Below are 13,574 nucleotides of genomic sequence, written 5' to 3' on the forward strand. Positions count from 1 at the left end.
TAGCCTATTTTCCGTAGATTTTAAATATCGGATATTACTGGTAATCTAACAATAAACTCCGATCCTTCTCCTACAACACTTTCGAGTTCCACGGAACCTCCCATTAGCTGAATAAACTTCTTGGCAATTGACAATCCAATGCCTGCGCCTTCATATTTAAGATTTAATCCAAAATTGGCTACTTCGAAATTTTCAAAAATACGCTCCCTACTTTCTTCTTCGATTCCTATCCCTGTATCTACAATCCGGATCTCCCCATTTTCTTGCTCATCTACACAACAGACAATTTTGACGGAACCCTCAGAGGTGTATTTCAACGCATTATTTACGATTGCTGCAAGAGCAGCTTGTATCATCTCATAGTCTACTAGCATGATCCCTTCTACCTCACTCTTTTCAAGGACAAAATCAAGCTTCTTCATTTTTGCCTGATGATTGTACATATCGAAACATGTCTGCGCTAAATCATTAATGTTATGCTGCTTTAGACGCATATTTAAACGCATAGCATCAAGATCACTCAATGTGATAAGGTCACTAAGCGTTTTGAGGAGTCTCTTTTCACTGTCATGTTGCATATTCAACATTTCCTTCACATCATCATCAAAATCCTGATTAAGCATAAGGTTAGTAACCCCCATTATGCCATTCAGAGGCGTGCGCATTTCATGACTCATATTTGAAAGAATCCCAGATTTCAATCTACTGAGTGCCTGAGCTTGATTGCCTGCATCTCTTATTGATATCTCAGCACGTTTTCTTTCGGTGATATCAAGCAGGTTGGTCAGAACCTGAATGACATTCCCTTCTTCATCCTTTATTGGATGATACATAACATCCAACCATTGCATCGAACCTTCGAGCAGCGGTCTCTCAACCTCCTTACGTATAGTTTCTCCTTGTAAAGCCTTATTAAATTCTTCTAAAAAAGGTTTCTTAAAGATGTCCGGCATCACATCGATGTACTTCACTTCTTCTTTAGTCGGATCAACAGAAAAGTCATGCTGAATAATCGCCAAAGACTGCTGGTCAGCCATTAGGATAACACCATTGCTATCCAAAAGCATGCTGTATATATACCCATTGTTGACCATTGCCTCAAGGCAATTTTTTACTCGCTCCTTCTCCTGCTCAGCAAGTACCTTTTTATTTACATTGATAAGGTTCCCTACCATGCGAGTAGTTTTTCCATTTTTATCACGCTTCATCCAGCCATAAACCTCGTAGTGTTCATAGCTTCCGTCCTTCTTTCTTAAGCGATATTGATTTTCATGGTAGTTATCTGACTTTAAAAGATCTTCTTCTATCTTCTTTTGTGTTGCAGCTCTATCATCAGGATGAATCCATTCAAATATTTCTGAGCCCTTCAACCTATCGACATCCGTAGGTAATCCCAGATCTTCACGGAAATCTGGATTAATAAACATCATGTCGGTTTCTACATCGTAATCAAATAATGCCGACTTGATTCCTTTAAGTGCCAACATCCGGGTCTCAGATTCATGTTTGATCTTCTCCAGGTTGCGATGCAGTCTAGTTTGATCTACTGTAACACCACAGATATAAATAATCTTATCATCCTGTACCATCGGTTTAGCGATGGTACGAATCCACTTCTTATTGCCCTTAGCCGTAACAATCTCCCCCGCAAACTCATACGATTTATGATCAGCATAAAGCTCATTTACCAACTGCTCAATTTTTTCCTTGTAATCTTCGGTATAAAACCGGAGTGCTTTTTCCGCATCCATTTCGCTATTGGGATCTAGCTCATGAATTCTGTAAACTTCTTCTGTCCAATAGGTTTTATCTCTGATAGGATCATAGTACCACGCGCCAGTCTTTGAGAGTCGTGACATATCTATCAAAGAAACATGCTCACGCGCATGATCTGTCACATCGAATCCTACTAAATAAATGTTATTGTTGGTATATGTTAAGTCGAATTGAAAAGAATGGGCAGCCAGTTCACGACCTATCATAGTTACTATCTTGTGGCACTCCTGACCATGTTCTTTTGCTTGGTTTAAGATTATCTCAAATTCACCAACTTCTAGTTCATGGATTAACTCAAATATTGAAGTCCCAATTAGTTGATCAATTGTATAGTCGAAGCGCTGAGTCCATCGCACGTTGGCTTTCAAGAAGACCCCTTCTTCATCCAAAATTGCCATAAATACTTCTGTACCTCTGGCAAAGGTTTCTAGTTCGGCATTGGTAAACTCCATCTATTTCAGTGGCTTAGACTATTAAGTTAATAAACTGCCCAGATAGAGATGAGTTAATTTGAAATTATTTGATGGGTAGTACAATTTTGTCTACCAGGTCGCACTCTTAGTATTAAGAACCGCTTTCATTATATCTTTCTGACTGATTTGCCCAATAAGTTTTCCATCGTGAATAACAGGAAATCTTCTTAGTCTTTTTTCTAGAAACATTTTGGCCGCAGCGAAAATATTGAGGTCAGGCGAGACTGTAATCACGTTTTTTGCCATGTGTTCTTCTACCAATCCAGTGAAAATCGGCATATTATCATATTTACCTTTCACAACTTCTTTTAGGCAATCTCCTTCCGATATTACACCCACCAATTCGCCTTGATCGTTGACTACAGGACCACCAGAAATTTTATTCTTCATCAGAGCATCAACCACTTCATGCATAGGTTGATCAGGTTTGAAAGTGATCAGCTTTCTCGCCATGTAATCTTCGACTTTAAGCGCTTGAGTTTCTTGGGGTTTAGGAGCCTCTGCCCCTCTGTAGCTCATTACCATATTATGCTGACTTAAGTTATCCTATAGCTTAGAATATACTTAAAATTGGACGAAACCCCAAATTAACTACTACCGAAAATCAGCTTGAATGATCAGAAACAATAACCCATTCATCTCCCAATCTTCTGAAAATAAGCGAAAAATGCCCTTGAGGATTATCAGATTTTCTTTGAAGACTCCACTGCCCAATTACGGTCCAGAAATCATTACTTAGAGGTTCAACAATTAGGAGTTTAAAGGACAACTTTCCCATAGCATCTTTATCAGGGTAACTCTTCTTATAGTTATCAAGCGTTTTTTGCCAGCCATAAGTAACTCCAGATTTTCCTATAAAAACGAGCTGATCAGATTTCCAATAGCCCTCCATGAAGCACTCTAGATCTCCATTATTCCAACACTCTTCTTGTTGAGATAATACATTTCTGATTGCGCGTTCATCATCAGGGTTGATTTGGGAGAATGACTGATATGACAGAATTATTGAGGTAACGAAAATGAAAAGCGACTTCATCTTCTTAGATACGTTTGAATTTTAGCTTTCAACGTTTCTTTATCTGTGGTAATATGAGGATCGCTGTAAATCTTCAACATCATTTCTCTCAACACATTCTCGTCATATCCTAGCTTGCTAGCGATCTTCGCACAGAATTTAATCTCTTCTTTGTAAATCCTGCCGTCGATCTTCATCAATTGAACGACATTGTAGAGGTAGTCATATCGCTGGTCATCAGACAGCATTTCCAATCCTTCTATCACAGATGGATCCTCGAAGCATTCGCTGATCTCCTCGGCTGACATCCCATTGGCTTTACCAATTTGCTTAATTAAATCAATTTCTTCTTGAACAACCACACCATCTACACGTGCAAGCTGCACAAGCATGTTCAAATGAGATCGGACGATATTTGGAAAATTATTCTCGATGACCGTTTTAAATAAAGTTTGCTATAGATTTATACTATGAGCTTCACAAAAGTAAACCCACGTTTGTTAATCTCAAACTATTTGTCACACTAGCGGTTAGGACATAAATGAACTTTTTAGCACATCTGTACTTAAGTGGAGAAGACGAAATGGTTCTCGTGGGCAATTTTATCGGAGATTTTGTTAAGGGTTCTCAGATGGATCAATACTCTGAAAGGATTCAAAAAGGGATACGTCTACATCGAAGTATTGATCATTTTACTGATAATCATTCAATCGTTTTAGAAAGTAAAATAAGACTGCGAGAAAAGTTCAGACACTATGCTCCCGTAATTGTGGATGTATTCTATGATCATTTTTTAGCCAAAGACTGGTCAAAATTTTCGGAAACTCCATTGAAGGATTACACTGAAAATTTTTACAACCTCATGAAAGGCTATTTCAATATTATCCCACAGGGAGTTATCCATATACTCGGATTCATGTCTAGAGATAACTGGCTGTATCAGTATCAATTTATTGAAGGAATAGATCGTGCGCTGACAGGTATGAGTAGGCGTACCAAATTTGAAAATAAAATGGACGAGGCTTCGCTATCTCTAAGAGAGTACTATGAAGATTTTGAAAAAGAATTCAATCAATTTTTTCCTGAATTGGAATCTCATGTTAGCAACTTTGAGAGATGAAAGACCTGTTAATCGTAGGACTAGGCGGATTTATTGGCAGCACAGCCAGGTATGGTGTTTACCTCATCACGCTAAAAAGCTTTGCAGATAAGCCGTATAATGCTACGCTAGCAGTTAACCTGATCGGATGTTTGCTAATTGGATTGCTAACAGGCGGTCTTATTAAACTCAATAACCAAACTTCCCTCTTCCTCATAGCAGGGCTTTGTGGCGGATTCACCACCTTTTCAACTTTTGCACTGGATGGGTTGAAACTGATCAAGGAAGGGCTATTTGCTCAATTTCTTGCTTACTCAACAATTAGTTTAATTGGTGGGCTGGCATTGTGTTCAATCGGCTTTTATATCACCAATCGATTGCATCCTTAAGCAATCGATTCAGACCTCCAATTTCTTCTTTAGTATACCCCTTGTATACGCTCCATTTTATGGTCGATGAATTTCCTATTCTAACATTGTAATCACCTGCTGCAAAGGCCTATCTTCTATTCATACCACCAGATTTTAAGACATTAATCCACAGCTGTCAAGCGACAATGCTAAGGAGATTAAACAATAATTCCTCTTAACAACTAGTTAAAGCATCCGTTCCATGGACGGATGTTTTTTTATATCTTTTTGATGAATTCTGACGTTAAAAGAGCACCACAGTTAATCTAATGACGAACTACTATCATGTATTAGGGCTTAACGAAGATGCCTCACCAGCAGAAATAAAAGCCGCATTCAAACGTCTTGCAGTTAAGTATCACCCAGACAAACATCCCGGTAGACCCGAGATGGAAGAAAAGTTTAAGGAGATAAATAGGGCCCATCAAGTCTTATCTGATGAATATGAAAAGGCCAGGTTTGATTTAAAACTAAAGTACCGACAGTTTTCTGAGTCTGAAGCACGGCCTTATACCTATCAAGCTCCTAATACCAATGCATGGAAAAATAGAAATAGAACCAGGTATGCACCAGGCAAAGTTGACTATAAACAAAATGCCATTGCTACTGCCTATGCTTTTGGTATTACGTTTCTTATTGCGTTAGTGGTAATGACAGGAGTATGGATCAAACAGAGCTACGAAGATCATAAACTTGCTGAGCTCCTCGAAGAAAGGAGAATGACCTATACCGAGGCCAAACAACTATTCGAAGAAGGCGATTACAAAACTGCTTTTGAATTAATGACTTCATTAAAATTTTTCAGATCTGAAGAGAAAGACATGAGGCAATTCAAGAGTTCCATGCTGGACAAAATCATAGAAAATGGAGACCTTCAATTTGATAAGAATAACTATGAGGGAGCAATAGCGCTTTATGAACTTGTTCAAGAATTTGCTCCAAATCTTCCCTTCTATGAAGTAAGGCAGAAATTGGCAGATGCATACAAAAAAACAAATCAACCGAAGAAGGCGATTGAAATCCTTAATGACTTTCTTGTAGGAGAATATGAAATCATATCATCACTAGTAAAAATTGCAGAAATTCATAGAGATGAACTTGACGACCCAGAAGAGGCTTTAGATCATTTGCAAATTGCTCATAGGTTAGCTATTAAGCGTTATAAGAAGTTCTTTGGAGAAGGGTATGCATTGGTTATTAACGAAGAGTATGTACCTAAATCGCACTATTACTTGTACACCAGTCTTGCAGATCTATATTTAGAATTAGATGATCCTGAAATGGCAATTAAGGCCTCAGATTGGAATAAGTATGTTTGGCCAGACAGTGCAGCCTCATATGTTACCACTGCAAAAGCATATATTGCGCTTGATGAGCAGCAAAAAGCTTGTCTCGAATTTCGTGGTGCAAAAGACCGAAATTGGTTTGGTCAAACACCAAATTACTGTAATTAATGGCTGGGTACTCTAAAAATCCATTGTGGAAAAAGTTGGGAATTAAAGAAGGCTACAATTGCTTTTTGTACAATTCCCCAGAAAACTATTTTGATCTTCTTGAGGAAACACCAAATGATACTCAGTGGGATGATGAACTGGAATCAGGACCCTATGACTTCCAGCATGTATTCACCACCCAACTAAAGACTTTAAAATCTGAATGGAATAATTGGAAAGAAGCTCTAAAAAAAGATGGAACCCTGTGGGTATCCTGGCCAAAAGGGACCTCAAAAATGGAGACAGACCTAAACGGTAACATTGTTCGAGAATTCGGATTACAAGGAGGCCTTGTGGATGTTAAAGTATGTGCCGTTGATGAAGATTGGTCTGGTTTAAAATTTATGTATCGGAAAAAAGATCGTTAAAGTCATCATCGAGTTTAAATTCTATTTTGCATCGATGATTGCTTAACAATTCCATGTCGTCCACAGGAATAAACTCTCCCTGCTCCTTCTGGATCTTAGCATTTGCCTCTTTTTTGACTTCCATGCGTTTAATAGCATCAGCGAACCTGCGCATTTCATTGATATCTTCCAATACCAGTTCAGGAACTTGAGCTGGCTTGCCATCATCACCTTTTGCCACCATCGTGAAGTAACTATTGTTTGTATGCTTCACCATGTTAGTTTTTACATTTTCAGAAGTAACCTTGATTCCAACTACTAATGAACTATTTCCAACGTAGTGAACCGCAGCATCAAGTGTTAGTAACTCACCAACCTCTACTGGCTGAAGGAATTCCACGCCATCGACTGTTACTGTTACACAATATGTGCCCGCATGCTTGCTTGCCGCAGCATACGCTACTTTATCCATAAGTGATAAGATGAGGCCTCCATGCACCTTACCTCCAAAATTGGCAAAAGAAGGAATCATCAATTCGGTAAGTTTGGTTCGCGAAAACTGTACAGTACGAGGTTCCATAACTAAAAATCTATTTTGACATCAGACGATTGCTCTCCATTGATCACTTTGAGCAACTCAAATTCGTAGATTACATCTTTCCCCTTTTGTTCCACCAACTGATTAGAACTTGCATTTTTCGCCTTCCTTGGCAAATGAACAATGAACCTTGATTTAGCTCCTTGAAGCATCACATTAAGCATCATTGCGGTCGAATCACTCATATCAAGAAAGTCCTCCATTTGAGTTGTTCTTGAAAAGGAACTTCCATCAAACGAATACTTTACATTCAAATTTGGCACATCAGTACCGACTGTTCCTCCCGATCCAACTGCTTGATTTTGATTTAAAAACATCAAAAAATCCTCTAGGTCTTTAACGGCGTCAAACTTGTAGCTCATCCCAGAATTCAAGTAACCTTTTTCTTTACTTCCTCTCATGAACATCTCCATTTTATCAAGATATTTTTGACTCTCAGGGTCATTTTTCACACTATCCGGAACTCGCGAGGTGAAATCAATGATCGAATCAACCTCTGCTGGAAAGTCTGCCCATATCTGAGCTTCTACTACTTGCCTCAAGCTATCTTCAGATGCATCGGGATAGATACTACTCATCATTCCAAGCATCATATCTCTCGAGCTACTTACCACATCCGAATAGACCATATATTCTCCACTACCATCACTATTCAAATATATTTCTTCAGTAATGCTGGTACAGGATATTAAAAGCAATAAGAATACAAGGCGCAAAGCTTTCATAATTGTGAGATTAGGTTCGAAATATGACTAGAAGTTAATGCTTTATCCAACGAGATCCCCACTCATGGTTCTACATTTCTTAATCTTTTTGTTAAGAATCATTTTCCAAAAAGGAGTTCTGGTAAAAACCAATTTAGTTTTCACCCAAAGATTATTGATGAATTTACCTTTCCCAGTTTTGCTTCCAGAAATATTCGGAGGTTCTACTAAGTATTCAAACCCCATTTTTCTGGTTTCTTCCGTCGCACACTTGTTGCCATACAGGATCCTATTGGCGTTTGGCACATAAATCACATCATAAGTTTTTCTTTTAGGCTTATTGGCCTTCTTATTTGAGTCCTTATTGAAGGCCAAATTTTCTGTAGGTAGCTCATCCTGCACCGGTTTTTCCTTTTGAGCTAAGCACCAAATAGATGCTAATATTAGAATTGATGTAAAAAGTACTCGTTTCATTCTAAAACCAAAATAGAGAAATTTTGGTCAATGATTGTGCGTCGATTGCTGAATAAATAACTTGCGCCGCAAAATAGGCGCTAAGTGAAGTTTATAATTTCCTTCTTCTTAAGACATGTACCTCGGAAGTACTTGCAACTGTTCAGTCATATTGCTATGCGAATTATGGCCGTATTTTACCGAGGGGATACGGTTGAATGTCCAGTATGCGAATCTCACTTTCGAAAGTTTTTACCTTATGGGCGTATCTCTTCTCGAAGCAATGCTCTTTGTCCCAATTGTCTAGCACTCGAACGCCATCGTTTAATCTGGCTTTACCTGAAAAGGAAAACTGACTTCTTTACTAAGGAGGCCAAAATGCTACATATTGCACCCGAACTCTGTTTTATGGATCGGTTTGAAGCACTAGACAACCTTGAATATATCACCGCAGATATTGAATCTCCTTTGGCTAAAGTGAAAATGGACATCCATGAAATTCCCTTTGAAGACAATTCAATTGATATTATTTTCTGCAACCACGTGTTAGAACATGTTTATGATGATATTCAGGCACTAAGCGAAATGAAACGGGTATTGAAACCAGGTGGCTGGGCTATTCTACAAGTACCATTCTTTCATCCCCTTCCAGAAACTACCTACGAGGATAAAAGCATTACTGACCCGAAGGAAAGAGAAAAAGCCTTTGGCCAAGATGACCATGTGCGAATGTATGGTGAGGACTATGCCGAGCGGCTCCGAGGCACAGGGTTTAACGTTGTTGAAGAGCGTTTGATTGAAGAGCTAAGTGATCAAGAAATCTCTCGATACGCTCTCCCTGACAATGAAATAATTTATAAGGTGATGAAGTAATCACTCTTCGTCTGTAATTGAATAGGTTTCACGAGCAAAATCATTAAAGTCTCGGAGTTCTTTTATCATCGCCCGCTCAATCGACCCAAAATCACTAAAAAGGATAAAGAATACATTTTTTAGCCGCGGATCATCAAAGAATGCCGGTTGAAAGATGATATCTCCAATTTTGACATTGTAACGATTGACAAGTACCTCGTACTTTTCAATTTCAGCCAAACGATTGATAAACTCATAAGACACTAAGGTATGCTTGGAGTCCTGAACCAAAAACTTCCAGGTAGTGGATTTCAAGTCTGGAGAGTAAACACCTCTCGCCTTTTTCAATACATCTGCCAACGTAAATAGATCATCCTCCAAGTAGTTATCAAGTGTATCAATGAATGTAGCCTGTCTGCTCAGCGCGTACTCGAGCTCTTTTATATTCTCTTCGTTTTCAAGAATAATAGACCTTACAGAATTCCTTATGTATTCTTCCTCAGATCTTGACTGTTGATATTGATTAATAAATAGTGCCAGGAGTATACCTACTAAAACCGGAACAATGTCCGCGAGTACTTTCTTTAGCTTCATAGGTAAATATCAATCAAATAGACTAAATGAAAAAGGGCTCCAAGAGGAGCCCTTTATTTGTTATTCTTCAGATGTCTCAACCTCTTCATCAGCCTTTGCCTCTGAAGGTTCGGACCTATTATCGTTAGAAACAACATCTATTAGTTTGTAATAGGGATCTATCCCTACAGAAGTAGGCTTCTCATCTACAATTATCTTAATCTCATTATTGATTTGATTAAACTTTTGCTTTTCAAGATAGAGCGGCACTTCTTTCGTCTCTCCATTAACTTCCTTCTCTACAAATACTCCCACTTCAACCCAATCATTCAATGGCAAAGAAATAAGCGGCTTACGTCTTCCTTCTACTTTGTAGCTTAAGCTATCTCCATTGACATCAGTAAAAATACGTTCCCCTTTTTCATCTGCACGATACTTGGAAACCAAAGCTTCTAAACTCACTTCAAATTTGCCATTGTCTAGTTCTTTGTAAGTCGCCTCAGTCACCTTGTTATTATAAAGTGTAATGGTCTCTAACATATCGTAAACTAAATAATTCAGAGAATCTGGCGTAATAGATTTTATTACCTCTAAATACTCCAATGAAGTAGTGTAAGGTGGTTCTTGAAATGCCACACTATCGATGTATCTACTCATTGCTGCGTTAAATACTTCCTCACCCAAATAATCGCTCAGAGCATATAGAACAAGTGAGCCTTTGTTATAGTGTATATACTGTTGATTTTCATTGAAAATAAGAGGCTTCTCTTTCAATCTCTCAAAGGTTCTTCCTTGCAAATACTTGTCTAATGCATCTTTCAGGAAAACTCGCATCTTTTCGGATCCGTATTCTTTTTCTAAAACTCTTAGGCAGCTATACTCTGCCAAACTCTCAGACATTACAGTTGCTCCTTGAACATTCGCACCAATTACTTGGTGCGCCCACCATTGATGCGCCACTTCATGAGAGGTGACGCTAAATGGATAATCTATTCCATCTGGGTCATCATCATCCACCTCAGCTATAAATCCTATTGCTTCAGAGAAAGGAATAGTATTTGCAAAAGATTGTGCAAATGTCCCACCAGTCCTAGGAAATTCAATAATTCGTACTTGCTTGTGCTGGTATGGACTAAAGTTTTCCGTATAATAATCAAGGGATTTTTTGATACCCTTAACCATTCTATCAAGGTTATATTCGTGTCCTTTATGATAATAAATTTCAATTTTAATATCATTCCAGCTATCTCGTACCACCTCGTATCTTGCAGATTGGAAGGCATAAAAGTTGAGCATTTTGCTGTCCATTTTATAATGGAAATATCTCCTGCCATCTTCCACCCATTCTTTTTGTAAATAGCCAGGTGCTATAGCAATTTGATCTTCTGAAGTACTTACGGTGGTTTCAAAATCTATCCAATCAGCAGTCGAAGAAATGTATGTATCACCGAGAGCAGTCGTATCATAAGGAGACATCATACGCTCCTTGTGCGGCAATCCATATTTCTCCCTGACTTTATTATCTCGAAGTTCACCGCCATCGGAATAACCGAATGAAGGGAATAATCCACTATTGATGAACGTACCATTGTACCGAATTGGAGAATTGCTTCTCAGCAAGGTGTTAGACTTATTCCACATCTTAAATTCGAAGGTGATGGAATCTCCTGGCTTCATAGATTCCGCTAGTTGATAAAAGTCATAATTGTAAATTGTATCCTCCAAAACCAACTCATTTTGTACTGAGAATTTAAATTCGCTAGGATAACTATTATGATCCAAGATCAATGAATCTATGTTTTCATTCGTCTTATTTACAATCACAAATTTCCCATTAACCATTATATCTCTCGATTCGGGGAAAATATCCACATCAACTTTAACATCAGTGATTCTAGGCTGTGCCATATCTCCGAACTTGCTATATAGTTTTTCCTGTTCGACTCTTTGTTCCTCGCGCTGTTTCGAAGACACATATTCATTCTCTATATTATTTACATACCAGATGTAACTTCCCATGCTTAAGAATGCCAGTAAAAAGAATGTAAATGCAATCTTAAGTGGTGTTGTAAATGCTTGAATACCGTCCTTAAACTTATTCTTAAAAGAAGTCGGCATTCCTCTTCTCCAGAATGCTATTGCAAATACATACATAGCTCCACCTAACAACAACCAATATACTTTATAGGTAAAGTATCTGGCAATAGTGATTCCATAACCATTCATTGGTGAATAAGTTGTACCTGGTCCCTCATTGTATTTGAAAATCGACTGCTCAACTCCAACAGAATCAAGGAAGTTAATTCCAATACCCACACCGAGTGTCACAAAAAACCCTACCAGATAATTTGGAATAAGTGTGTGAATAAAAATTGCCAACAGACTCCAAACAAGAATATTCCAGATTCTTAAGAAGTACAGATCTTTCAAATACAGTCCGATATCGTACTCATAAAATCCAGCGTATGATTGAATCAGAATTCCACTAATCATTATAAGAATTAGTAAAACGAGTTGAATCTTAACAAGTGCTATGAACTTCGATAAAAGCATTGTCCAATTAGGAATTGGAGCCACATCTACTAGTTGATTAATCTTGGAAATTCGATGTCTGTGAATCAACATACCAGCATATAGGTAAGTAATCGGAAGAATTGCAATCCTAGTAAATACTGCACCTGCAATATCCAACATTTGCCATGTTACAGGGTAAGTAGTTGTCCCGTAAATTTGCTGTCCTACAGCCAAAGTGGTAGTTAGAATCAATAATCCAATCAGCGAAATAATGATGAAGGGCCAACTTTTTACAACAAAAAGAAAATCGTTATTAGAAAGTGTCCATGCTGACTTGATCCTGCGAATAAAACTATAATCAAATGATATTTTTGGTATGTCTATTCGAACCATGCTACCAAAGTTATTTTTGGTTAAGCGTTCTCCTTTTTTCTTTTTAAAGCTGAATGAAAGTGGATTGTGAGAGAATTTGAAAATCCAGAAAACTCCCATGTAAATCAACAATCCTAGTCCACCCCATATTAACCTGTTGTAGATAACATAACCTTCGAATGGCAACAGATTTTCGTTTTGCTCGGCAACGGTCCAATATTCAGTATAGTAAGTACTTGCTCCAGCCCCAAAAGGATCCAACAATGCACCAAGTTCCTTATTATCTAAGTTTCCAATGACAGTTTCGGCAACTCCTTGCAATAGAAATAATGCAATTACTGCCACAAAACCAGCAGAAATATTCCTAGAGAAAGTCACAACACCAAATATGATTGCGCTAAAAAATATAAGATTTGGTATTACATATATGAGATAGGGCTGCAGGTAGTTGAGTAAACTAAAGTCACCAAGCAATTCTGGGTTTGTTCCTGGCAAATAGCCCCCAACAATAGCCCCTAGTGCAATGGATAATAAAACCAGAATCGTTATTACCAATCCACTTAAAAATTTGGCAACCAAGTAATCAGTCTTCGTAAATGGATAAGAATAAAGCACATTGCTTGTATTGCTGCTATAATCCTTATTGATGGTTCCGCCTACAATTGAAGGGATTAGAAAAAAAGCAATAATGGAAAATCCATTAATAAAATTATTCAGTGCAAAAGCTGAGTTGATATAGGCAATGGAACTCCTCGTTACAGTAATGGAATCAAAGATTCCTGCATTGGAGGCCATCGCTAATGTAGAAATGGCAAACAATGATCCTAAATAGATATAAAACAGTGGATTCTTAACCCAATATTTTATTTCGAAAGAAAATATTTTAAAAAACATC

At 37.9% G+C, this 13,574-nt stretch carries 14 protein-coding genes; 5 read left to right on the forward strand and 9 right to left on the reverse strand.

The genetic code is table 11. From position 1 onward, the window contains the following. Window positions 1-20: 20 nt before the first annotated feature. The 4 genes from ACY650_RS03970 to ACY650_RS03985 form a co-directional block, all read right to left on the reverse strand. Window positions 21-2,228, reverse strand: a complete 2,208-nt coding sequence (locus tag ACY650_RS03970; RefSeq protein ID WP_462251978.1) for a PAS domain-containing sensor histidine kinase — start codon at window positions 2,226-2,228, stop codon at window positions 21-23. 90 nt (window positions 2,229-2,318) lie between these two features. After that, a complete protein-coding gene (locus tag ACY650_RS03975; RefSeq protein ID WP_462251980.1) occupies window positions 2,319-2,768 on the reverse strand; it encodes a CBS domain-containing protein in 450 nt (149 codons plus the stop codon). An 85-nt stretch (window positions 2,769-2,853) separates the two neighbouring features. Beyond that, complete coding sequence (locus ACY650_RS03980; protein ID WP_462251982.1) at window positions 2,854-3,285, reverse strand: YybH family protein; 432 nt, start codon at window positions 3,283-3,285, stop codon at window positions 2,854-2,856. Continuing rightward, window positions 3,282-3,656, reverse strand: coding sequence for a tellurite resistance TerB family protein (locus tag ACY650_RS03985; protein WP_462251984.1), 375 nt, complete (start codon window positions 3,654-3,656; stop codon window positions 3,282-3,284). The genes ACY650_RS03980 and ACY650_RS03985 overlap by 4 nt, the downstream gene beginning before the upstream one ends. A 149-nt stretch (window positions 3,657-3,805) precedes the next feature. Between ACY650_RS03985 and ACY650_RS03990 the strand changes: the two genes are divergently transcribed. From ACY650_RS03990 to ACY650_RS04005, 4 genes are all read left to right on the forward strand, one after another. Beyond that, a complete protein-coding gene (locus ACY650_RS03990; RefSeq protein ID WP_462251986.1) occupies window positions 3,806-4,384 on the forward strand; it encodes an acyl carrier protein phosphodiesterase in 579 nt (192 codons plus the stop codon). Continuing rightward, window positions 4,381-4,752: a fluoride efflux transporter CrcB gene (crcB, locus tag ACY650_RS03995; protein ID WP_462251988.1), complete on the forward strand. Its 372-nt coding sequence runs from the start codon at window positions 4,381-4,383 to the stop codon at window positions 4,750-4,752. Before ACY650_RS03990 ends, crcB begins: the two co-directional genes overlap by 4 nt. A 290-nt stretch (window positions 4,753-5,042) precedes the next feature. After that, the gene (locus tag ACY650_RS04000) at window positions 5,043-6,227 is read left to right on the forward strand and encodes a tetratricopeptide repeat protein (protein WP_462251990.1); all 1,185 of its coding nucleotides are present in this window, start codon (window positions 5,043-5,045) and stop codon (window positions 6,225-6,227) included. Next, window positions 6,227-6,634, forward strand: coding sequence for a DUF3052 domain-containing protein (locus ACY650_RS04005; protein ID WP_462251992.1), 408 nt, complete (start codon window positions 6,227-6,229; stop codon window positions 6,632-6,634). The genes ACY650_RS04000 and ACY650_RS04005 overlap by 1 nt, the downstream gene beginning before the upstream one ends. On the opposite strand, the gene ACY650_RS04010 is transcribed toward ACY650_RS04005, so the two are convergent. The 3 genes from ACY650_RS04010 to ACY650_RS04020 are packed head-to-tail and all read right to left on the reverse strand — an operon-like array spanning window position 6,609 to window position 8,389. Beyond that, window positions 6,609-7,193, reverse strand: coding sequence for an acyl-CoA thioesterase (locus ACY650_RS04010; protein ID WP_462251994.1), 585 nt, complete (start codon window positions 7,191-7,193; stop codon window positions 6,609-6,611). The genes ACY650_RS04005 and ACY650_RS04010 overlap by 26 nt on opposite strands. A 2-nt stretch (window positions 7,194-7,195) precedes the next feature. Next, window positions 7,196-7,936 (reverse strand): hypothetical protein, encoded by a 741-nt coding sequence (locus ACY650_RS04015; protein ID WP_462251996.1) that lies wholly within the window; start codon window positions 7,934-7,936, stop codon window positions 7,196-7,198. 42 nt (window positions 7,937-7,978) lie between these two features. After that, window positions 7,979-8,389, reverse strand: a complete 411-nt coding sequence (locus tag ACY650_RS04020; RefSeq protein ID WP_462251998.1) for a hypothetical protein — start codon at window positions 8,387-8,389, stop codon at window positions 7,979-7,981. Window positions 8,390-8,473: 84 nt separating this feature from the next. Here ACY650_RS04020 and ACY650_RS04025 point away from each other — a divergent pair, with 84 nt between their 5' ends. Then, window positions 8,474-9,241, forward strand: coding sequence for a class I SAM-dependent methyltransferase (locus ACY650_RS04025; RefSeq protein WP_462252000.1), 768 nt, complete (start codon window positions 8,474-8,476; stop codon window positions 9,239-9,241). On the opposite strand, the gene ACY650_RS04030 is transcribed toward ACY650_RS04025, so the two are convergent. Next, window positions 9,242-9,814: a hypothetical protein gene (locus ACY650_RS04030; RefSeq protein ID WP_462252002.1), complete on the reverse strand. Its 573-nt coding sequence runs from the start codon at window positions 9,812-9,814 to the stop codon at window positions 9,242-9,244. It abuts the gene before it with no gap. Window positions 9,815-9,874: 60 nt separating this feature from the next. Beyond that, window positions 9,875-13,573 (reverse strand): ABC transporter permease/M1 family aminopeptidase, encoded by a 3,699-nt coding sequence (locus ACY650_RS04035; RefSeq protein WP_462252004.1) that lies wholly within the window; start codon window positions 13,571-13,573, stop codon window positions 9,875-9,877. Window position 13,574: the final 1 nt, after the last annotated feature.

Origin of the sequence: Ekhidna sp. (assembly GCF_963691765.1) — a bacterium.
Classification (GTDB): domain Bacteria; phylum Bacteroidota; class Bacteroidia; order Cytophagales; family Cyclobacteriaceae; genus Ekhidna.

Coding starts and splice junctions, on each gene's coding strand:
- ACY650_RS04020 (WP_462251998.1), bottom strand. CDS start 8,389: ATGAAACGAGTACTTTTTACATCAATTCTAATATTAGCATCTATTTGG.
- crcB (WP_462251988.1), top strand. CDS start 4,381: ATGAAAGACCTGTTAATCGTAGGACTAGGCGGATTTATTGGCAGCACA.
- ACY650_RS04035 (WP_462252004.1), bottom strand. CDS start 13,573: ATGTTTTTTAAAATATTTTCTTTCGAAATAAAATATTGGGTTAAGAAT.
- ACY650_RS03985 (WP_462251984.1), bottom strand. CDS start 3,656: ATGCTTGTGCAGCTTGCACGTGTAGATGGTGTGGTTGTTCAAGAAGAA.
- ACY650_RS04010 (WP_462251994.1), bottom strand. CDS start 7,193: ATGGAACCTCGTACTGTACAGTTTTCGCGAACCAAACTTACCGAATTG.
- ACY650_RS03975 (WP_462251980.1), bottom strand. CDS start 2,768: ATGAGCTACAGAGGGGCAGAGGCTCCTAAACCCCAAGAAACTCAAGCG.
- ACY650_RS04030 (WP_462252002.1), bottom strand. CDS start 9,814: ATGAAGCTAAAGAAAGTACTCGCGGACATTGTTCCGGTTTTAGTAGGT.
- ACY650_RS04005 (WP_462251992.1), top strand. CDS start 6,227: ATGGCTGGGTACTCTAAAAATCCATTGTGGAAAAAGTTGGGAATTAAA.
- ACY650_RS03980 (WP_462251982.1), bottom strand. CDS start 3,285: ATGAAGTCGCTTTTCATTTTCGTTACCTCAATAATTCTGTCATATCAG.
- ACY650_RS04015 (WP_462251996.1), bottom strand. CDS start 7,936: ATGAAAGCTTTGCGCCTTGTATTCTTATTGCTTTTAATATCCTGTACC.
- ACY650_RS04000 (WP_462251990.1), top strand. CDS start 5,043: ATGACGAACTACTATCATGTATTAGGGCTTAACGAAGATGCCTCACCA.
- ACY650_RS03990 (WP_462251986.1), top strand. CDS start 3,806: ATGAACTTTTTAGCACATCTGTACTTAAGTGGAGAAGACGAAATGGTT.
- ACY650_RS03970 (WP_462251978.1), bottom strand. CDS start 2,228: ATGGAGTTTACCAATGCCGAACTAGAAACCTTTGCCAGAGGTACAGAA.